General features: G+C 40.7%; 19 protein-coding genes. 14 read left to right on the top strand and 5 right to left on the bottom strand.

Annotated features, from left to right (window positions below; translation table 11 throughout):
* The first annotated feature begins 38 nt into the window (after nucleotides 1-38).
* Both gcvP and AAU57_RS08105 read left to right on the top strand, forming a co-directional pair.
* Complete coding sequence (gene gcvP / locus AAU57_RS08110; protein ID WP_055412432.1) at nucleotides 39-2876, top strand: aminomethyl-transferring glycine dehydrogenase; 2838 nt, start codon at nucleotides 39-41, stop codon at nucleotides 2874-2876.
* A 121-nt stretch (nucleotides 2877-2997) separates the two neighbouring features.
* Nucleotides 2998-4056 carry a 3-oxoacyl-ACP synthase III family protein gene (locus AAU57_RS08105; RefSeq protein ID WP_055412431.1) on the top strand — a complete coding sequence of 353 codons (1059 nt, stop codon included), beginning with the start codon at nucleotides 2998-3000 and terminating at the stop codon, nucleotides 4054-4056.
* A 57-nt stretch (nucleotides 4057-4113) separates the two neighbouring features.
* On the opposite strand, the gene AAU57_RS08100 is transcribed toward AAU57_RS08105, so the two are convergent.
* Nucleotides 4114-4836 carry a peptidylprolyl isomerase gene (locus tag AAU57_RS08100; RefSeq protein ID WP_055412430.1) on the bottom strand — a complete coding sequence of 241 codons (723 nt, stop codon included), beginning with the start codon at nucleotides 4834-4836 and terminating at the stop codon, nucleotides 4114-4116.
* A 38-nt stretch (nucleotides 4837-4874) separates the two neighbouring features.
* Between AAU57_RS08100 and AAU57_RS08095 the strand changes: the two genes are divergently transcribed.
* From AAU57_RS08095 to AAU57_RS08070, 6 genes are all read left to right on the top strand, one after another.
* Entirely contained in the window at nucleotides 4875-5474 is a 600-nt protein-coding gene (locus AAU57_RS08095) for an NUDIX hydrolase (RefSeq protein ID WP_197275401.1), read from the top strand.
* 86 nt (nucleotides 5475-5560) lie between these two features.
* On the top strand, nucleotides 5561-6364 hold the full coding sequence (locus tag AAU57_RS08090; protein ID WP_055412429.1) for a lysophospholipid acyltransferase family protein: 804 nt from the start codon (nucleotides 5561-5563) through the stop codon (nucleotides 6362-6364).
* 113 nt (nucleotides 6365-6477) lie between these two features.
* The gene (pheT, locus tag AAU57_RS08085) at nucleotides 6478-8901 is read left to right on the top strand and encodes a phenylalanine--tRNA ligase subunit beta (protein ID WP_055412428.1); all 2424 of its coding nucleotides are present in this window, start codon (nucleotides 6478-6480) and stop codon (nucleotides 8899-8901) included.
* Between the two features lie 124 nt (nucleotides 8902-9025).
* Entirely contained in the window at nucleotides 9026-9745 is a 720-nt protein-coding gene (locus AAU57_RS08080) for a hypothetical protein (protein ID WP_055412427.1), read from the top strand.
* Between the two features lie 85 nt (nucleotides 9746-9830).
* Nucleotides 9831-10037, top strand: a complete 207-nt coding sequence (locus AAU57_RS08075) for a hypothetical protein (protein WP_055412426.1) — start codon at nucleotides 9831-9833, stop codon at nucleotides 10035-10037.
* Nucleotides 10037-10237: a hypothetical protein gene (locus AAU57_RS08070; protein ID WP_055412425.1), complete on the top strand. Its 201-nt coding sequence runs from the start codon at nucleotides 10037-10039 to the stop codon at nucleotides 10235-10237. Before AAU57_RS08075 ends, AAU57_RS08070 begins: the two co-directional genes overlap by 1 nt.
* A 24-nt stretch (nucleotides 10238-10261) precedes the next feature.
* On the opposite strand, the gene ribH is transcribed toward AAU57_RS08070, so the two are convergent.
* Nucleotides 10262-10780, bottom strand: a complete 519-nt coding sequence (ribH, locus tag AAU57_RS08065; protein ID WP_055412424.1) for a 6,7-dimethyl-8-ribityllumazine synthase — start codon at nucleotides 10778-10780, stop codon at nucleotides 10262-10264.
* A gap of 3 nt (nucleotides 10781-10783) precedes the next feature.
* Entirely contained in the window at nucleotides 10784-11563 is a 780-nt protein-coding gene (locus AAU57_RS08060) for a tetratricopeptide repeat protein (RefSeq protein WP_055412423.1), read from the bottom strand.
* A gap of 185 nt (nucleotides 11564-11748) precedes the next feature.
* Here AAU57_RS08060 and recF point away from each other — a divergent pair, with 185 nt between their 5' ends.
* The 3 genes from recF to AAU57_RS08045 are packed head-to-tail and all read left to right on the top strand — an operon-like array spanning nucleotide 11749 to nucleotide 13530.
* Nucleotides 11749-12831 carry a DNA replication/repair protein RecF gene (gene recF, locus AAU57_RS08055; protein ID WP_055412422.1) on the top strand — a complete coding sequence of 361 codons (1083 nt, stop codon included), beginning with the start codon at nucleotides 11749-11751 and terminating at the stop codon, nucleotides 12829-12831.
* A complete protein-coding gene (locus AAU57_RS08050) occupies nucleotides 12828-13244 on the top strand; it encodes a lipocalin family protein (protein ID WP_055412421.1) in 417 nt (138 codons plus the stop codon). The genes recF and AAU57_RS08050 overlap by 4 nt, the downstream gene beginning before the upstream one ends.
* Nucleotides 13231-13530, top strand: coding sequence for a DUF721 domain-containing protein (locus AAU57_RS08045; protein WP_055412420.1), 300 nt, complete (start codon nucleotides 13231-13233; stop codon nucleotides 13528-13530). Before AAU57_RS08050 ends, AAU57_RS08045 begins: the two co-directional genes overlap by 14 nt.
* 6 nt (nucleotides 13531-13536) lie before the next feature.
* Here the strand turns inward: AAU57_RS08045 and AAU57_RS08040 are convergent, their stop codons facing one another.
* The gene (locus AAU57_RS08040) at nucleotides 13537-17919 is read right to left on the bottom strand and encodes a translocation/assembly module TamB domain-containing protein (protein ID WP_231717787.1); all 4383 of its coding nucleotides are present in this window, start codon (nucleotides 17917-17919) and stop codon (nucleotides 13537-13539) included.
* A 103-nt stretch (nucleotides 17920-18022) separates the two neighbouring features.
* On the opposite strand from AAU57_RS08040, the gene tsaD reads away from it, so the two are divergent.
* The gene (gene tsaD / locus AAU57_RS08035; RefSeq protein WP_055412418.1) at nucleotides 18023-19054 is read left to right on the top strand and encodes a tRNA (adenosine(37)-N6)-threonylcarbamoyltransferase complex transferase subunit TsaD; all 1032 of its coding nucleotides are present in this window, start codon (nucleotides 18023-18025) and stop codon (nucleotides 19052-19054) included.
* 2 nt (nucleotides 19055-19056) lie between these two features.
* The gene (locus AAU57_RS08030) at nucleotides 19057-19761 is read left to right on the top strand and encodes a 16S rRNA (uracil(1498)-N(3))-methyltransferase (protein ID WP_055412417.1); all 705 of its coding nucleotides are present in this window, start codon (nucleotides 19057-19059) and stop codon (nucleotides 19759-19761) included.
* On the opposite strand, the gene AAU57_RS08025 is transcribed toward AAU57_RS08030, so the two are convergent.
* Nucleotides 19751-20521 (bottom strand): DUF1223 domain-containing protein, encoded by a 771-nt coding sequence (locus tag AAU57_RS08025; RefSeq protein ID WP_082438577.1) that lies wholly within the window; start codon nucleotides 20519-20521, stop codon nucleotides 19751-19753. The two genes, AAU57_RS08030 and AAU57_RS08025, sit on opposite strands and share 11 nt — an antisense overlap.
* Before the next feature lie 86 nt (nucleotides 20522-20607).
* On the opposite strand from AAU57_RS08025, the gene AAU57_RS08020 reads away from it, so the two are divergent.
* Complete coding sequence (locus tag AAU57_RS08020) at nucleotides 20608-21255, top strand: DUF4159 domain-containing protein (protein ID WP_055412415.1); 648 nt, start codon at nucleotides 20608-20610, stop codon at nucleotides 21253-21255.

The raw sequence follows: 21255 nt of genomic DNA, 5'->3' as shown, positions 1-21255 counted from the left end.
TACTTTTGTGTTCTCTTAAAATAGACCACCTAAGTACTATGAATACAGACCGCTTTGCACTCAGACACATTGGACCACGCCGCTCAGACCTTCCAGAAATGCTGGAAAAAATAGGTGTAGAAGATATTGATCAGTTAATCCATGAAACCATACCAGCAGGCATCAGGCTCCAGAAGGAATTGCAGCTGGATGACGCGATGAGTGAGTATGAATTTTTGTCCCATATCAACACTTTAGGGAATAAAAACAAACAATATAGATCCTACATAGGTCTAGGTTACAATGCTGGTATAACTCCAGCGGTGATTCAAAGAAATATTCTTGAAAATCCGGGCTGGTATACGGCTTACACGCCTTACCAGGCAGAGATTGCTCAAGGTCGTCTGGAAGCGCTATTGAACTACCAGACCATGGTGACCGATCTTACTGGCATGGAGCTGGCAAATGCCTCCCTACTGGATGAATCTACAGCGGCTGCCGAGGCAATGACTCTGTTACTTTCGGTTCGTGATCGCGATCAAAAGAAAAACAACCACGTCAAGTTTTTTGTGGATCAAGATGTGTTGCCACAAACTAAGGAGTTGTTGAAAACCCGTGCTATTCCGCTTGGGATTGAATTGATAGAAGGCAATCCTAAAGAAATGGATCTTAACGATTCTTATTACGCTATCCTACTTCAGTATCCAGGTGCTAGTGGTAATGTGGTGGATTATACCGCTTTCGCAAAAGAGTGCTCTGATAAAGGCATTCGCATAGCTGTGGCCGCAGATATCCTATCATTGGTATTGCTGGAAGCTCCAGGAAATTGGGGCGCAGATGTAGTTGTGGGAACTACGCAACGCTTCGGTATACCGCTAGGATACGGCGGTCCTCACGCGGCATTTTTTGCTACCAGAGAAGAATTCAAGAGACAGATTCCAGGACGTATCATAGGTGTGACAAAAGATATGGATGGCAAGCGTGCGCTGCGCATGGCATTGCAAACCAGAGAACAGCACATCAAACGCGACAAAGCGACCTCAAATATTTGTACCGCTCAAGTACTACTAGCCGTAATGGCTGGAATGTATGCTGTATATCATGGGCCAAGAGGATTGAAATACATCGCTGGAAAAGTCCACAGACATGCCGCAACTCTTGCAGATGCAGTTGAAAAACTGGGCATCTACCAGACTAACGAGAATTATTTTGACACGCTTTCTTTCAAGACTTCATCGGCTCCAGTGCGAGAAGCTGCGCTAGAAAAAGAAATCAACTTCTATTATCCAGATGCAGACACCGTGCAGGTTTCCATCAATGAGACCACGTCACTTGCAGATCTGAATGATATAGTTTCCGCTTTCGCGAAAGCGGTAAACAAAACAGTAGAACCGATTACAGAATTGTTGGATGAAACCAATCTAGGAACAGGTCGCCAAACCGACTTCCTTACCTACGAGGTGTTCAATTCCTATCACAGTGAAACGGAATTGATGCGATACATCAAGAGATTGGAACGCAAGGATCTTGCCTTGAACCACTCGATGATCGCATTGGGATCCTGTACCATGAAGCTTAACGCTGCAGCAGAGATGTTGCCATTGTCAGATCCTCAATGGGGAAATATTCACCCGTTTGTACCTATCAATCAAGCAGCTGGTTATCAGGAAATGCTTAAAAAACTTGAGCTACAATTGAATGAAGCGACTGGTTTTGCAGGTACTTCACTACAGCCCAATTCTGGTGCGCAAGGTGAGTTTGCGGGACTTATGGCTATACGTGCCTACCACATTTCACGTGGCGATACGCACAGAAATATATGTTTGATCCCATCCAGCGCACATGGAACCAATCCTGCGAGTGCCGTTATGGCCGGTATGAAGGTTGTCGTCACTAAAGCATTAGAAAACGGTAATATCGATGTGGATGATTTGCGCGAAAAAGCAGAACAATATAGAGACAGTCTTAGTGCCTTGATGGTAACCTATCCATCGACGCATGGTGTTTATGAAAGTGCCATCAAAGAAATTACCCGGCTGATCCATGATAACGGTGGACTGGTATATATGGATGGTGCAAATATGAATGCACAGGTTGGGTTGACCAATCCTGGAAACATTGGTGCAGACGTTTGTCACTTGAACCTACATAAAACATTTGCCATACCTCATGGTGGTGGTGGACCTGGCGTTGGACCTATTTGTGTGGCTGAGCGTTTGGTTCCGTTTCTGCCTACCAATCCAATTATTCCAACTGGTGGCGATCAAGCGATTACTCCTATTAGTGCAGCACCATTTGGTAGTGCATTGGCTTGTTTGATTTCTTACGGATATATCTGCATGCTAGGTGCTGATGGATTGAAAAGATCTACAGAATATGCCATCGTGAACGCCAACTACATCAAAGAACGTCTTAAAGGAAGTTTTGAATGTTTGTATTCTGGAGAACAAGGACGCGCTGCCCACGAGATGATTATTGACTGCCGTCCGTTTAAAGATCATGGAATTGAAGTTGTGGATATCGCAAAACGATTAATGGATTATGGATTCCACGCTCCTACCGTTTCTTTCCCAGTTGCAGGAACCATGATGATCGAGCCGACAGAATCAGAAAGCAAAGCCGAAATAGATCGTTTTTGCGATGCTATGATCTCGATAAGAAAAGAGATAGCAGAATGTGATAAGGATGAACCCAACAACCTTCTTAAGAATGCACCTCATACCATGATGATGCTTACTTCAAATGATTGGGATTTCCCGTACACTAGAGAGCAGGCTGCATATCCATTGGAATGGGTAGCGCTCAACAAATTTTGGCCATCAGTTCGTCGTGCAGACGACGCCTATGGCGATCGTAATTTGATGTGTACTTGTGCCCCTATGGAAGAATATTTATAGTGAAACCATCACCAGCGATTAATCAATCGCTGGTGTTTTTTATTATGCACGCATAGAAAAATTGGTCTAGAAATAGGATTATCAATTATTTATCACTTTTTTTACAGATTATATCATCTTTATGAGAGCTAAAATTACTGGTGTAGGAAGTTATATTCCTGATGTGGTGAGAAAGAATGAGGAGTTCATGAACCACGAGTTCCTGAACAATGATGGTACCTCTTTTGGCAGTGATAATGCCACCATTATTGAAAAGTTTGTTGCTATAACTGGTATTGAAGAAAGACGTTACATCAGTAATGAAATGTTCACCAGTGATATTGCTACCAGCGCAGCTCGCAACGCGATTGCAGATGCAAAAGCAGATCCCGAAACCATAGATTTTATCATTGTAGCTCATAACTATGGTGATGTAAAACCAGATGGCGGCAGTAGTGACATGGTACCAAGTTTAGGTACTAGAGTGAAGCAAAAGTTAGGTATCAAAAATCCTAAATGCGTTGCTTATGATGTCTTGTTTGGTTGTCCTGGATGGATCTTAGGTTTGACTCAAGCCGATTCGTTCATTAAATCTGGACTGGCCAAAAAAGTTTTGGTCATCGGTGCAGAAGCCTTATCACGAGTCGTCGATCCTCATGACAGAGACAGCATGATCTATTCTGATGGTGCTGGAGCGGTTTTGGTAGAGCCAAGCAATGACGATCACGGAATCATAGGACAAGCCACAGCAACTTATACTGAAGATGAAGCTTATTTTATTTTCAATCAGAAATCTTATAACGTCAATCTGGAAAATAAGACCCAATACATTAAAATGTACGGGCGTCGCATCTATAATTTTGCACTTTCAAAGGTTCCTGAAGGAATGAAAGCGGCACTAGATCAGTCTGGAGTGGATATCAAAGACTTGAAAAAGATTTTTATCCATCAAGCCAATGAAAAAATGGATGAGGCCATCGTGACCCGATTCTATAAGTTATACGACATGGATATGCCTAAGCATATTATGCCTATGATCATTCACAAATTGGGTAATAGTAGTGTAGCTACCGTTCCTACCGTAATGGATCTAGTGGTAAAAGGTAAAATGAAAGATCACAAAGTTGAAAAAGGTGACGTCGTAATGTTTGCCAGTGTAGGTGCTGGGATGAACATCAACGCCATAGTTTATAGATACTAAAAAGAATCTTTTCCATTTGTAAAAGCGTTCAAACTTATTAGTTGAACACTGTTTCATTTAATACACACTCATATCAAGATACACATCAACGATGGGCCAGTCGCCTTCATCGGTTTCTACTTGTGAAATTTTCTCTGCGACTTCCATTCCTGAAGTCACTCGGCCAAAAATGGTATGCTCGCCATCTAGGTGATCTGTTGCTCTTAAAGAGATAAAAAAGTCAAATGGATTGTGCCACATTTCTGGGTTGTCTTCCCATTCCTTGGCACTACTTACCGTTCCATAAGCATGCTTCACGTTAGGTAGAAAGTGTGGCGCTAACTTATAATTACCGGCACTGCTGCGCATGGTTGCTGTAAAGGGATCATCGCTGTCACCGGCTTGAACGATGAATCGCGGCACCACTCTATGCGCTACCGTACCATCATAGTAACCGTTTTTTATGAGGTACACAAAGCTTGCTCTATAAATAGGCGTTTCCTCAAAAAGCTCCATCTCAATCGTGCCAAATTTTGTTTTCATGCGCACTCTAGTCTCTGGATTCTTCTTACCATATCTGGTAAAAAACGGAATGACACTGTCTTGAGGTATAAAACTGAGTAGTGTGTCACCATCTGCGGTGATGGGCGGCGCATAAAATTCTGCAAGAGTGATTTCTTCCTTTTCTTCTTTGGAAAGTTCGGGCTGCGGTTCAGGTGTATCTTGTTTTGATTTGTCCGTAGTATCTTTACAAGAGAAGAAAATGACTATTAGTAAAAGCAAACACCATTTTGAATTCATTCAGTGATTTTTTAGATCTAGTTCCAAAATTAACCAAAATGCCGTTGCCAGGTGCCACGGCACAGATGGAAATGGCCGCCGTGGAGCGACTGGAAGAATTACAAAAAGCCCAGATGGCTTCAAAAACTCCCAAGGAGGCAGCGACCATGATGCTGGTGTACCCTAAACATGATGTTCCCTACTTCGTGCTTATCGAGCGCATGATCTCCAAAGGAAAGCACAGTGGACAGATCGCGTTCCCTGGTGGCCGGTCAGAAGAAGAAGACGATTCCCATGCCATCACAGCTCTACGAGAAACTGAGGAAGAAGTAGGTATATTGATGAGCCATCAGGAAGTCATCACAGCAGGTACTCCAGTTTACATACCGCCCAGTAACTACCTAGTTCGTCCTTTTCTCGCTTTCGCGAAAGCGAATTTATCCTTCACACCGCAACCCAGCGAGGTGAAATCTATCATAGAAGTACCGTTGCAGGAATTGCTGGACCCAGCAAATGTTTCTACCCATAATCTGTCGACCAGCTACATGGCCAATGTCGATGTGCCTTGTTTCTTATTGAAGGATCATATTGTTTGGGGTGCTACCGCCATGATGCTCAACGAGTTCAAAAGCCTGTTCACGCTAGCGATGGATCACTGAGATTCAAAATTCCCGCCAGCTGAATTTAACAACTGATAATGGTGTGATTTTGTATCTTGCTCTTTCGTTCAAATTTGAAATACTTCATGGGATTATTTAAAAAAAATCCTTTTGGTCATATACTTTTTTTGAAGCTTTGGTTAATTCGCATTTTAGGTGTGTTATCCCATAGACGCTATCGTGGCTTTAATGAATTGCAGATTGATGGTAGCGAGATCATTAAGGATTTACCACCACAAGGCGTATTATTTGTATCTAATCACCAGACCTATTTTGCAGATGTCGTGAGCATGTTTCATGTCTTTAATGCGTCCCTATCTGGTCGTAATGACAGTATCAAAAATGTAGGCTACCTGTGGAAACCTAAACTCAACGTATACTACGTCGCCGCAAAAGAAACCATGCAAAGTGGTTTGTTGCCCAAGATCCTGGCCTATGCCGGTGCTATCACTGTAGAGCGCACCTGGCGCGCTAAAGGTGAGGAAGTATCGAGAGCAGTCAATCCAGACGATACCAAAAACATAGGCGTGGCACTGGATGATGGATGGGTCATCACCTTCCCACAGGGAACTACAAAACCCTTCAAACCTATACGCAAGGGAACGGCTCACATTATAAAACAATACAAACCCATCGTGGTGCCTATTGTCATCGATGGTTTCCGTCGTAGTTTTGACAAGAAAGGCCTGCGCATCAAGAAACGCAACATTCTACAATCGATGGAGATCAAGGCGCCCCTAGAGATTGATTATGAAAATGACAGCGTAGAAAAGATTGTCGAGCAACTGGAGTTTGCCATTGAGCAACATCCTTCTTTCTTAAAAGTGATCCCAGAAGAAGCCCTCAAAGACATGGAAGATCTCAATAAAATGAGACGCTGGGAATATTAATTACACTCTTCTTGAACCCTATACTATACTAACATCATAGCAGGTGGTTTGTAGGATTTCCGCTTTCGCGAAAGCGTGCTTACCACTATCTTTGCCCTCTTAATCGACCCTATATGAAAATTTCCTACAACTGGCTCAAACAGTTCATCAATGTAGCAGATGATCTTGACAAACACACGGCACTACTCACCTCACTAGGTCTTGAAGTAGAAGGTGTAACGCCATTTGAAAGTGTCAAGGGCGGCCTGAAAGGTGTTGTTGTAGGTCACATTCTGGAATGTGTAAAACATTCCAATGCCGACAAACTTAATCTTACCAAAGTTGACATAGGTAACGAAGTGGTACAGATCGTTTGTGGCGCGTCAAACGTTGCTGCTGGTCAAAAAGTTCCTGTAGCGACTGTGGGAACGACTCTTTATGATGCTAAAGGTGAAGCCTGGAAAATCAAAAAAGGAAAGATACGCGGCGAGGAAAGTCATGGAATGATCTGTGCCGAGGATGAGTTGGGTCTAGGAACATCTCACGCAGGAATCATGGTACTGGATGATGATCTAGAAGTGGGAACACCACTTGCAGATGTTTTTGAAATTGAAAGCGACCATGTCATTGAAATAGGTCTCACACCTAATCGCGCAGATGCGATGTCCCATATGGGTGTCGCCAGAGATTTAAGAGCAGGCCTTGCAGTTCATGAAGATGCACCAGCTTTTATAACACCATCGCTAAGCAGTTTTCACGTAGATTCTCGCGCCAATAGATTTGATATAGAAGTGGTCAATAATGATTTGGCTCCTAGATATTGTGGTGTATCCATCAATGGATTGAAAATAGAAGCATCACCCGACTGGCTACAAAATCGATTGAAAGCCATAGGCATTGCACCAAAGAACAATGTGGTAGATATCACCAATTATGTGATGCACGAATTGGGACAACCGCTTCATGCCTTTGATGCGACTAAAATTGAAGGAAATAAGGTCATCGTTCAAACCTTACCTGCTGGTACACCGTTTACCACGCTGGATGGTATCGTCCATGAGTTGCACGAGGAAGATCTCATGATTTGCGATACCGAAAAGCCTTTATGTATCGCTGGAGTTTATGGTGGTCAAAACAGCGGAGTCACAGACGGAACCACTAGCATATTTTTGGAAAGTGCTTATTTCAATCCAGTAAGCATCCGCAAAACGGCAAAACGACATGGGTTCAATACAGATGCGTCCTTTAGATTTGAGAGAGGCATCGACCCCAACATTACTGAAGATGCACTGAAACGTGCAGCGATCTTAATCAAAGAAATTGCTGGTGGCGAAATTACCAGTGATATTACAGACCTATATCCCAATAAGATCGAGGACTATGAAGTCTTCTTGCCCTTTGCAAAAATCGACTCACTTATAGGACAAGAAATTGACCGTGCAGAAATCAAAGAGATTCTAAGAACTCTTGACATCAATGTAAAAAATGTTACGGAAACAGGCCTAGGGCTAAGCATTCCAGCATACCGCAATGATGTAAGCCGTCCCGTAGATGTCATTGAGGAAATCTTACGTGTTTATGGATATGATCGCATTGAAACGTCTTCCAAACTCAATGCTTCCATAGCGCCGAGTTCGAGACTGGACAGTTTTAAAATTGAGAATATTGTAGCTCAACAGTTAATAGGCCAAGGCTTTATCGAGATGATGGCGAACAGCTTAACAGCTGCTAAATATCACGAACTTACGGAGCAGATTTCAGTAAAGAATGAGGTTAAAATATTGAATCCGTTAAGTAATGACTTATCGGTGATGCGCCAGAGTTTGCTTTATGGCGGATTGGAATCTATCGCGTATAATCTCAATAGAAAACAGAACAATCTTAAATTCTTTGAATTTGGTAACAGCTATCACCAGTTCAAGGAACGCAGCTATACAGAGCAAAAACATTTATCCATCCTAACCGTAGGTAATGTACAGCCCAACTCCTGGAACTCCAGCAATGTAAAAGCAGATTTCTTCTTTCTTAAGGGTGCTGTCATTTCAATTTTAAAGAGATTGGGAATTGACACTATCAACGAGAAGGATACTAAGATGGACTTTTTAAGTGAAGGGCTAGCCTTAAGTTCTGGAAGTAAGTTGGTAGATATCGGATTGGTTAAAAAGAAGATCGCTAGAACTTTTGGTATCGATGAGCCTGTATTTTATGCTAATGTTTATTGGAGTGAGGTTTTGAAATTGGTAAGTAAAGACCATAAATCCATTCAGGAAATTGCAAAATCACCTGTAGTCAATCGAGACCTGGCTTTACTTGTCGACGATAAAACTACCTTTAAAGAACTACAAACAGTTGCATTTCAAGCAGAGCGTAAATTGCTGAAGTCCGTAGATCTATTTGATGTGTATGAAGGCAAGGAATTGCCAGAAGGCAAAAAGTCCTATGCATTGAGCTTCAAATTGCAGGACCTTGAGAAGACCTTGACAGATAAGCAAATTGACAAAGTAATGGATAAGGTTCAGAGTCAGCTGGAAAAACAGTCAGGTGCCATAGTTCGCTGATACCGTGCGTTTAAAATAATTCTTACGCAGTTGTTGATAGTTTTAAAGGTCCTCTACGACCTAAAGAAGGAAGCTAGGATTTTACAAGCTTAATTTCTAACTTTCATACTTAATAAATTTCTATATGCTGCGCAGGACTAACATTGAGCAAAAATTACAGCAATCCCGTAATAAAACGATCAAGGAATCAGATATCCTAGATCAAGTAAGGGAAATTCTGAAACAAGATGACCTTGTGGAAGATGCCATCATTGCCAGGATGAAAAGCCCGCAAAAGCCAACACCTCGCAACTCGTTTGATTTTGATTTATTAGACAGTGATAAAATTTATCACGTAGATCAGATACGTGACATATGTGTGAATTATAGATTGCGGTTTCTAGATACTCGATATTTTAAAAACGAGATACCGCAGGAAGCGCTCAACAAAATCAAAAGATTAGAAAAAGAGCACGATACAACCTTAAGAGGTTTCAAAATCGTGGCGCCATCCAAAATGTTTAAACTGGAGAATGCAGACGATCCTTTATTGTTTGCTCCTATAGGTAACGGTTACTTTTATTTGATTCACAAATGGGGAAATGATTTAAATGCTTTTAGAAGAGCATGGGCATGGCCTTTCAAATCTTTGGAGAACTTGATTATTTGCACCTTACTGGTTAGTTTGTTAGCTGCCTACGCGGTTCCGAATGGGATCTTCTCCAAGGACACCAGTGGCGTACAGTTTGTGCTCATTTTCTTTTTTACATTCAAGTCCATTGCTAGTATGGTACTGTATTATTCATTTGCCGCAGGTAAGAATTTCAATACAGCCATCTGGAACAGTAAATACTTTAACGCATAATTGCTTTCTTTATAATAGTAGATTAATGTTGGAAACGTCTCTTTACAGAGACGTTTTTTTTATCTTGTCCATCTAATAATAAACTATGGCAGCACGCAGGCGCAACCCATTACTGGGCGGTATTTTCGCATTGATCATGATTGGTTTTGGAAGCTACAGATTGTTCATTCACTTTTCAGGAAGAGCGACTCTGGCCACCTGGCAACTAGTGATCACTGCAGCAGTGATCTTGTATGGATTATTTGTTGCATACAGCGTGCTCACCCAAAAGTCAGAAAATCCAGAAGATTAATGGCCGATTCAAAATCAAATTACAATCTATTATTGGCGATCGCTTTTGTAGGGATAGGTTCTTGGAAAACTTATGATTTTTTCAACGGTGATGAGAGTATGGCCACCTATCAGGTAGTTCTGTCCATTCTTTTGATCGTATTAGGAATCTATCAACTGTTGCGCTGGAATGCCATGCGCCAAAAAAGCAATAATGGATAAAGAAAAGTTGGAGAAATCTAATTATTAGCTTGCCTTCAAGGCAGCCATCTTGATTGCAGCTATCGCTGCTTCAGAACCTTTATTTCCATGAATACCACCGCTACGAGCTACAGATTGAGCGTGAGTATCATCTGTTAACACACAGAATATCACTGGAATTCTAGTCTTGTTTAGGTTCAAGTCTTTGATACCGCTGGTAACGCCTTGACAAACAAAATCAAAATGAGCCGTCTCACCACGTATCACGCTACCTATCGCAATTACTGCATCTAAAACGCGCTTTTGTCTTTTACCAGGAACGCTAAAAGTGGATTCCTGCATCTTCCTGCAACCGTATATCAATTCAAACGATCCTGGAACATCGTACCTATAGATGGCATCTTTATGCATACCACAATCCAGTAGTGTATCCAGAGCGCCTTTGTATAGGTTCTCTGTAATGTCGTCGTTCCATTCAGACACAACGATACCTATACGCATTTTTGATGCGTCGGGTAATTTGCACTTATCGTAATGGGATAAATCCTTACCGGCAGTAGCCATGATCTAGTTAGAAGCTGCTTGAGCCTGACCTAAAAGAATTTTAGCGGTTTGTGCTTCTGGAGTAGTTTCATACTCTTCTTCAATTCGCTCAAGATTCTTAATGGCCGTGCTGTTATCTCCAGTTAAAAGCGCCGCTTGAGCACCTTTTAAAAGATATTTAGGCGTGGTAAATTCATTAGGAACAATATCTGCTGCCTCATTGTAATATTTGATGGCATCTGCAGCTTGATCAACTTGCATAAGTGCATCACCTATACCAGCTTTTGCGTATGCTTCCATGATCGATCCATCGCCATCATAAGCAGTTAGGTAATCAATCGCATTTTGATAGTTGGTACCACCTAAATTAAGGTAAGCCATACCTGCTTGATAGTTGGCAATATTTCCAGCATCTGTACCGCTATAGTTTTCGGCAAGTTTGATAAGTCCGTATTTACCTTCACCACCTTCTAAGGCTAGGTTGTAAAGAGAATCTTGCTCCTCGCCTGTTGCGTTAACTGCTTGCTCATAAAAACTGAATGCTTGAGTGGATTCTTCGAGAGCTTCTTCAGCTTTTGGGCCTAGAATGAAAGCTGTGTACGCCCATATGGCCGCAGCGATTACCGCGATGGCAATAACAGTATAAAGAATAACGTTTTGATTCTTGGCAACCCATTCTTCGGTTTTGCCTGCGCCTTCATCAAGTGTTTCAAAAATCTCAGCCGTTGTCGACTCTTGCTCTTCAATTACTTCTTTCTCCTTCTGCGTTTTAGGCTTGTAACCTCTTTTATTGTATGTGGCCATTATCAAATTTATTGAACGCGCAAAAATATAATTTTTATCGGTATTAAAAAACGCGTTGTTACTTATTCTTCTAGAAGGCAATCCTTAAATTTGACGTCGCGTCGAGGTTGAAATTTTTATTTCGCTTTCGCGAAAGCGAACTCACCACAACCTTTTGTTTTTCAAATAATTACAACACAAATCATATGCATCTCAAATCCTTAAGTCTGGTCAACTACAAAAGTTTTGACAGCGCTGATTTTGAGATGGATGAAAAAATCAACTGCTTTGTGGGTAATAATGGCGTAGGAAAAACCAACGTGCTGGACGCAATCTACCATCTTGCCTTTGCCAAAAGCTATTTCAATCCTATCACGATTCAAAACATCAAACATGAAACTGATTTTTTTGTCATTAATGGGAGGTTTGAAAAGGATGATCGAGAAGAGAATGTCGTGATAAGCGCCAAACGTGGTAATAAGCGAATTGCAAAGCGTAATGGTAAGGTCTATGAAAAGATTAGTGACCACATAGGCTTGCTGCCACTGGTCATCATATCACCAGCAGATCGCGACCTTATCATAGAAGGCAGTGAGACCAGACGTAAATTTCTAGATGGCGTTCTCTCACTGGACAATCAAAAATATCTGGAGCGACTTATCAACTACAACAAGTTGTTATCGCAGCGCAATGCCTTGCTCAAGTACTTTGCGGCAAACCGTAAGTTTGATAGCGATGCACTTGCCGTTTATGATGAACAAATGGTAGCGCTGGGCGCATATATCCATAAGTGCAGGGTGGAATTTTTAGAACGCTTCACTCCTATTTTTAAGGATTTTTATGCAAAGATTTCCAGAAAGGCAGATGAAAAGGTGGACATTTATTACAAGTCTGATTTTCTTGATGCCGACCCTACTACGGTTTTTAAAGATGCCCAGCAAAAGGATTTGCAGATTCAATACAGCACCGTAGGTATTCACAAGGACGATCTGTTGTTTTCTTTAGATGATTATCCCGTAAAAAAATATGGTAGTCAAGGACAACAAAAGAGCTTTTTGACCGCTTTGAAATTGGCTCAATTTGAGTTCATAAAAAGTGAAAGCGGGACCGTTCCCATTTTATTGCTGGATGATATTTTTGATAAGCTGGATGAGAGTCGCGTATCGCAATTGATTGAAATGGTCAATGATGAACAATTTGGGCAACTATTCATAAGCGATACAAACAGCGAGCGTACTGAAGCTGTTATAAAGAATGTGAATCAGTCCTATAAAATGTTTGAGTTATGAAGAATTTAATCCTTGCAGTTTTTACGGTTTTGCTGGTAAGTTGCGCTAATGATAGCAACAGTGAAAAAATAAAAAACCTTAACGGCTACTGGAATATTGATCTAGTTGAGAAGCCAGATGGCAGCCAGAAGGAATTCCCGTTTACCAATCACATGGATTTTTTTGAAGTGAATGGCAATAGCGGCACTAAGAGTCGAGTAAGCCCTACTTATGACGGCACCTTTATTTCTTATGGCGATGCTGTAAAGTTTGAATGGGTGGACAATGAAAATCAAGTAGTCCTCAACTTTGCCAGCGGTGAACAAGCTTATTCACAAATACTAAGAAAAGCTACCAAAGACGAAATGGAACTGGTTCATGAAGATGGAACCGTATATTACTATAAAGCCTACCAACCCGATGCGGAACAATAAAAAAGAGGAATTTGTGAGTATGAGCGACGTCTTGAAAGATTTCAAGTCGCAAAACAAACTATCCAAAGGTTTTTTAAAAGTGGACGTGGATGCCGCATGGAAGGAAGTTATGGGCCCTGGAGTCATGACATACACGACGGGCATCAAGCTATCTGAAGAAAAATTATTCATAGACCTATCATCCTCTGTATTAAGACAGGAACTTTCCTATGGTCGTAGCAAGATCATAGCAAACCTCAATGAACATTTAGGGAAAGAGGTCATCAAAACCTTAGTACTTAGATAGTCCTTATTACTCTGGATTGATCCCAGTATTGAATTCTTCTAAAGACTGTGATTTTCTTAAGGCAGGTTTTTTAGAAATGGTTTTAGAGAACACCTTTTCATACAACTCATTCAAGCTGTCAAAATCTATACTATACTCTAGACCTAATCCCTGATCGTAACCTTCTTGCTGTCCTATTTGCTGCAAGGCATTTTCGCGGTTAAATATTTTTAAGGTAAGCGTACCGGTCTGATTCAATAAAAATTCAATTTCTACATTACCAATCACGGCACGTTCTGTGGCCGTGGTGCTACCTACAGGAACTCCCAATTTACCGTTGATGAAAACCCGATCGCTTATTTGTGTGGTTAATGTAATTCCAAAACGGTCTGATCGCTGGATATCAGAGTTAGGATTACGCTCTGTTGCCTCATAGGTCACACCAAAATCCAAACGACTATCGCCACTACTCACGATGTCATTCACGATTCCAGATAGACTTTCTATTAAGTTACCGGTGGCAGCATTTTGCGCTATACTATTAGGATTATAAAAGGACCCTGTTGCGATTAGCGACAAGGCTTGTCGTTGTCTTTCTGCTTTATCTTCCAGTCGATATTGCAACTCTGATTTTACCACAGAACTCACATTAGGAAAAACAATCTCAAATTCTGGATCAAAGAAGCTTAGGTCTCCTTCAAGGCTCGTAACAACCTTGACCGGTATTTGTGCATTAAGATTAGGATTGTCCAATAACACGGATGGGTTTGCTCTTGTGAGGTATGAAGCACTTACATCAATATTGGCATTTGTAGGGTCACCATTCCAGTCGACTGTACCTCCAGGTTCTATGACAAACTCCTTGTTTACCAATCCTGCGTATTTGAAGTTATAAATACCTTCAGTAGCGATAAAATCACCGTTCATGACGAATTTACCATTGGTGTTGATTTCCAATAAAAGGTTGCCATAACCACTACCTCGCAGATAACTACCGTTTGTGGGATCAACTGTGATTTCAACTGTCGCTGTAGGCGTTACTTCTAGGTCAAATCGTAACTCCAATCCCGATACTTCTTTAATTTCAGTTTCCTCGCCAGATAATCTAGCTTCCTTCTCTTCAGGACTTAGAAAATAAATGGCAGAGGTATCGCCTAGCGATTCACCATCGTCGATAGGTATTTTAAAAATCGTTCCTTCACCTGTGGTCGCAACTACATCGATGAACAATTCATCTGTAGGTCCAGTGATGGTAGCACTACCGTCTATGAAAGCTGTACCGTAATAAAGAGATTCTTCAGTGAGTTCTGTGTCGAGTACTAAGAGACGGTCGGATTCTAGTGCTAAATCCAATTCCCAAAAACCAAAATTCTTATGGTTGATCTGTCCTTTTAAAAGTCCAGAGGTGTTGTATTTAGTGTCGGTTAATTGGATTTCTCCAAAATCAAAGCTAGTGCTGGTAATATCAACCGTGGCCTTATCCTCAAAATCAAAATCTGTATTAAGGTATGGCACCTGCAGTCCTGCATTGTTGAGTACTATTTGTCCGGATATTTCGGGCTCGGTCAGTCTGCCTTGTACCCTTGCGTTTCCTGTGGCCAGACCTCTTATATTATCGATAACGATCCCACCTAGCGGACTTAAAGCCACTAAATTGAATTCATTGAAATTAGCACTAAGATCAAGTGTAGAATAATCACCACCAGTATTGATGGAACCGTCCACGGTAAACGTACGTTGAACATCATCCTTAAGTTGAGCGTTTACATTGTAAACACTTAGATCTTCATTACCCTTGACCAGCATATCAAAATCGCCTAGTGGAGTATTATTTACCTCAAAGTTACTGATGGTAAAATTGCTTGATGGAGCGTAGTTACCATCAATCTGTTCAAGTTTGAGCTCACCGTCAATACGGCCTCGCATCTTGAGACTGTCAATGGGTTTAGTTAGACTAGCAATGCGCACACCATCAAATTTGAGGTTCACATCCTTAGAATCCTTGCCGTCAATCATACCTGCGACAGTGATTCTCTCGTTAAGGTGTTGTGCTCTAAGTGTATCGAGTTTGAAGGTTTGGAAGTTGTTATCAAAAACTAGTTTGACATCTTCTGCGCTGGGATTTATTACCCATTTCTTACCTTGATATCTAAGGTCACTACGGCGTATACCTACGACCGATTTATTCTCATCGTTTATTGTGTGGTAAAAACTTAGATTGTATTTATCGTCTGACTGTTCTTCACTCGTGAACTCAGTTCTGAAGAGTAAGGTATCCTGACGTGTGACATTGATTAGTTGAAAGTCTTTGACATTATAAAAACCATTATCGATGTCATCAATTTTTATATAGGTGTTGAATAACGGGTTTTGGTTATTCACCTGAACATTCACTTGTTTCAGATCTACATCGTAAGCTTTGATCCTAGGTGTTCTAAAGGTGAGCCTAAATTGAGCCTCGTTACTTGCAACTTGGCCTTTGATGATTGTGTTTTCGCCTAGAGCGATATCAGGAAAGAACAGATCTACAATTTTATCATAGATCTTGAATTCATAATCAAGATATTGATCCTGGGTAATTTTATCAGATTTGTAATTGATGTAAACGTTACCAATCGCATTTTTGAAAAGCTCTGGAATCTCTTCTATCTTGAACTGTCCTCTTACCTCGCCTTCAATAATGTCGGTGCTGTTTATGGTAATCAAGCGTTCTTGTTCTATGAAGGTACTCTCGATGATAAAATCCTCAAAAAAGTAGGTGTCGTTGTCGTTTTGATAGCTGGCATCAGTGAAATTAATGGTTCCCGCGACGTCATTGATATCAGTACCGTTCATGTCAATTACCACATCGCCTTTCAATATTGCCATGCTATCACGAGTGAAGATGTTGGTCGCTCTCAAATCTGCGTAGGCGATGGAGGCTTTAAAATCGTAGGAATTAATTTCTTCAGTAATATCAACCAGTCCGTCAAATTCCAATTGCAGATTGGGATCATTGATCTTGACGGTCCCATTAAATACCGGTTTGCGCAAATCACCATTGACTTTGATGTTTCGGTAGTTGTACCCTTTAAAGCTTAGTCTACCAATATTCCCATTTAAACTTAACCTTGCGTTATCTGGATCAAAACCACGACCATCTACATTTAAGTCAAGGCTTATCCTACCTAGGTCTTTTGTTTTTGTGATGCTACCTAGATTAAATCCGCTGGTTTTTATGTTACCGTTGTAGCCGATGCGTTCTGACCGAATTTCAGTCAGTCGCAAGTCTGTGCCAAAATTTCCTAGACGGGTACTTCCTGACAATTTTGAAACCACAGTGTTTTGGTCCACACTAGCATATCCATTGGCATTCACGGTACCTAATTGATTAAGTTCAGCAGGTAGTTGGGTCCCTAAGATATTGGGAAGCAGTTTTTTTAAATCGGTGTTGCTTACCTGTAATTGGTTAAAATCACCTTCAATATAGAATTGATCCACATCCCTAACAAGATTGCGCATAGACATCGTACCGTCAACACTCAAATCGTTTAAGGCGGTCATTTTGAGATCTGTAACCGTGAAGTCATTGAGCGTTCCCAGAATATTTCCCTCTAAATCAATACTTTCATTACTGACGAACTCATCGTAAAAAATATCCAACTCATTAGTTGCAAGACTGGCTTCTTGAATTTTGAAATCCCAACGTACCTTATCTACAAAATCTGAAAAGTCACCAGGCTCATAATCAAATTGCAAATCGCCCTTTAGATATGAACCTAAGGTTTCAATATAAAGATCCTGCGCTTTAATTTGGGTAGGAGAATAATAGAAATCTGCCACAAGATCTTTAATGGTAAAACCTTCACCACCATTATTTTCACTAACGGCACCGTTATACATTATAAAATTACCCTTTGTGATATCTGCAAAAAGTTCATCGCCGTCTATCCTAAAATTGTCAGCGTTCAAGTTGAGATTATCAGCAAAGAATATCTCTGGGTGATTTGCCTCTTCGTCAGTAATTCTGATGCGTGCATCAGTGAGTTGGATCTCGCCTGTTGATAATGTAAAAGGCTGCGTACTTGCTTGATCGCTGGCAAATTTTTTAAGGAATATATTGAGGTTGTCGCTTTCTTCACCTTCATAGCGCTTCATGTTGAGATAGAACTTATCGATCTTTACATTACCCAGCACAGGTGCGTTGGAGACCAATTCAGAAAAGCTTAGTATGGAACTACTTAAGCTTTGAAATGATATGATGGTATCTTGATGATGGTCCAGCGCGCGGGAACTTCCTAAATTGACATCACCATCGTACGTGATGGCTACCTTTTCAATGGCAATGTCCACATCATAGGTGTCATTGAGATAATCCGTCAAGTAATGAGCGGTAGCGGTCTGTACAGATGGAAAAGAAAAAGCAATCACCAAGATGACAAATAGCGCTATCAGTGCCAGCAGCGTTCTTCCCAGTATTTTAAAAAGCTTTTTAATAATAGATCAATTACTTTTGCAAAGATTACCAATTTCTATGCCCATACCATCCTCTAAACACGATAATTGTTTCATTCTAGCGATAGAATCATCATGTGATGATACTTCATGCGCTGTGCTTAAAAACAATCAAGTTTTATCCAATGTTATTGCAGGTCAAAAAATACATGAACAATATGGTGGTGTGGTACCAGAGTTGGCTTCTCGCGCCCACCAATCTAGCATTATACCCGTCGTCCATGCTGCTCTAGCACAAGCAAATATCGACAAAAAGCAACTGTCAGCCATAGCTTTTACCAGAGGTCCTGGACTAATGGGCAGTCTACTTGTGGGCGGTAGTTTTGCAAAGAGTCTCTCTCTAGCACTGCAGATTCCATTAATTGAAGTTCATCACATGCAGGCGCATATTCTGGCCCATTTTATTGACCATGGTCAGGAAATGCCAAGATTTCCATTTTTGGGACTCACCATTAGTGGTGGGCATACTCAAATTGTGAAGGTGAAGGACTATCACGATATGGAAGTCATAGGAAGTACGATGGATGATGCCGTAGGTGAGGCATTTGATAAATCGGGAAAAATTCTTGGACTAGGTTATCCTGCTGGACCTATAATAGATTCGCTTGCGCGAAAGGGTAATCACGACGCCTTTAAGTTCCCTATACCTAAAGCTCCTGGTCTGGACTATAGCTTCAGTGGCTTTAAGACCAGTGTGCTCTATTTTGTCCAAAAGCAAACACAGAAAGATCCAGATTTTATCCAAAACAATCTGGAAGATATTTGTGCCAGCATACAATACACTATTATCGAGATTCTGTTTCAAAAATTGAATAAAGCGGTCAAACAAACAGGAATCAAGTCTGTTGCCATAGGTGGTGGCGTGAGTGCCAACTCTGGTGTGCGTGAACGCCTGCTTTCCAAACAAGAAAAAGGATGGAAAGTATTTATACCGCCATTTGAATATACCACGGACAATGCAGCTATGATAGGTATTTCTGGATACTACAAATATCTACAAGATGATTTTTCATCGCTGGACATCATTACTCAAGCAAGAATCCCGATGTAACCATGCAGTTATTCTACTTTTCACAGCCTGATGCCACAGATGAGATTCTATCTCTTGAAAAAGAAGATACGCGACACATCACTAAAGTGTTGCGTAAAAAAATAGGAGACAACATTCATGTCACTAACGGTAAAGGTGATTTATTTGAAGCTACCATTGTTCAACTTACCAGTAATAAGTGTCAGCTCCAGTTAAATCATTTGAAGTTTGAAGCAACCAAAAAACCTCAACTTCATATCGCTATCGCTCCTACGAAGATGAATGACCGCATGGAGTGGTTCCTGGAAAAGTCAACCGAATTAGGCATCACGACCATCACACCACTATTGTGCAGCAATAGTGAGCGCAGAAACATCAAGGAAGAACGATTTGAAAAAATTATTGTCAGCGCCATGCAACAATCATTACGGTTGCATAAACCAAAGCTAAATCCATTGACGCCTTTCCACGAATTTCTGGAAACTGCCAGTGAAAACCTCAAACTCATTGCTCACTGTGAGGAAACTAATAAAAGAAACATCACAGAGTTATTGGATGAAAATAAAGACACGCTGATTCTAATAGGTCCGGAAGGTGATTTCACTCCTGATGAAATAGAAAACGCCTTGGAACATCAATTTTCTCCAGTACATCTAGGTCATACCAGGCTAAGAACAGAAACGGCAGGAATTCATGTCGCAAGTTTGTTCAATGCGCTTATCCAGTAATAGAAATTCCTGCTGCTAGAATTTCAAGATCTTTGTCTTGCACGATGATTGCGACTTTGTAATCTGTTTTAGAATTGGTTTCTATTTGGAATGATTGTGTTCCGTTAGGTGTGTTTTTATCAATAGCCATGCGCTGGATCACCACGTTTGTATTTCTCAATTGCTTTCTGGCATTTTCACCTTTCGCGACAGCGGTAGTCTCGTCATCAATAAGCAATAAAGCATAAGCTCTATCAAAATCCTTGACTTCATTCAATGCATAGGAAAAATCAACCGAGGTATTCTTTTTAGTGACAATGGGCGCTGGTAGCGCAGTTACGTTTGATTTATTGATGAGTGAGTTTTTTAATGTTTTTTCTCTTGAGCCAACAAACTCTTTGTTGCCATTAACCACCATTTGTGGCGTATAGACTCCAGAATTAAGCTCTGTGGCATAATCACGCTGGTATGCGGAATACTCCTTTTTAGAATACGGATCTTTCCATCCCAGATAGTTCCAATAATCCACATGATAAGAAAGAGCAATCACGTTCTCGTCATCCTTAACTTCAGATAATAACGCATCTGCAGGTGGACAGCTACTGCAACCTTGAGAAGTAAACAATTCCACGACGTTCACGCCGTTTTGGATTTGTTTTTCATTACTTTGTTCTTCTCTGTTGTTATGTTGAAATGCTAACATAGAGAAGGCTATAAATAAACTAAGGATTGGAAAAGTGATTCTTATAATGGGTCTAAATACCATATCGAGAGTTTTCATGCGTTATAATTTTAAAACTAATAAATAAAGTGTTTATTATTTATGATTTTGTTAAAAATAATTAACCTTAAATTAACATTGAGCACATGAAAACGTTTTGCTTTACATTAATTATCTCATTTTTAGGGACTAGCACTTTTTTTGCCCAAGAAGTTGCGGTGCTTAAATATGATGGTGGTGGTGACTGGTATTCTAATCCTACTGCATTACCTAATCTGGTATCCTTTTGTAATAAAAACCTAGGAACTACTTTCTCTAATGACGTAAAAACAGTTGAAGCACAAAGCATTGATATTTTTCAATATCCTTTTATTCACATGACCGGGCATGGTAATGTTGTCTTCAGTCAAGAGCAGATTGAAAATTTGAGGAATTACCTTTTGAGCGGTGGATTTCTCCATATTGATGACAATTATGGGATGAAACCATACCTTGAAAAGGAGCTGGTCCGATTGTTTCCTGACAAGCAATTGACCGAGCTTTCTGCTAATCATCCAATTTTTAGTAGCTATAAGAATTTCCCACAGGGTTTGCCTAAGATTCATGAACACGATGGAAACCGCCCACAGGCGATGGGAATATTTCATGAAAATAGGTTAGTTCTTTTATTTACTTTTGAGAGCGATTTAGGTGACGGTTGGGAAAGTCCAGAAGTCCACAACGATCTAGAAGAAGTGAGACAAAAAGCGCTCGACATGGGTGCCAACATCATCAAGTACGTATTTACTAACTAA

The organism is Nonlabens sp. YIK11, assembly GCF_001413925.1.
Lineage (GTDB): Bacteria > Bacteroidota > Bacteroidia > Flavobacteriales > Flavobacteriaceae > Nonlabens.
The sequence above is the reverse complement of the archived record's forward strand: the minus strand, read 5'-3'. Positions and strand labels throughout refer to the sequence as shown.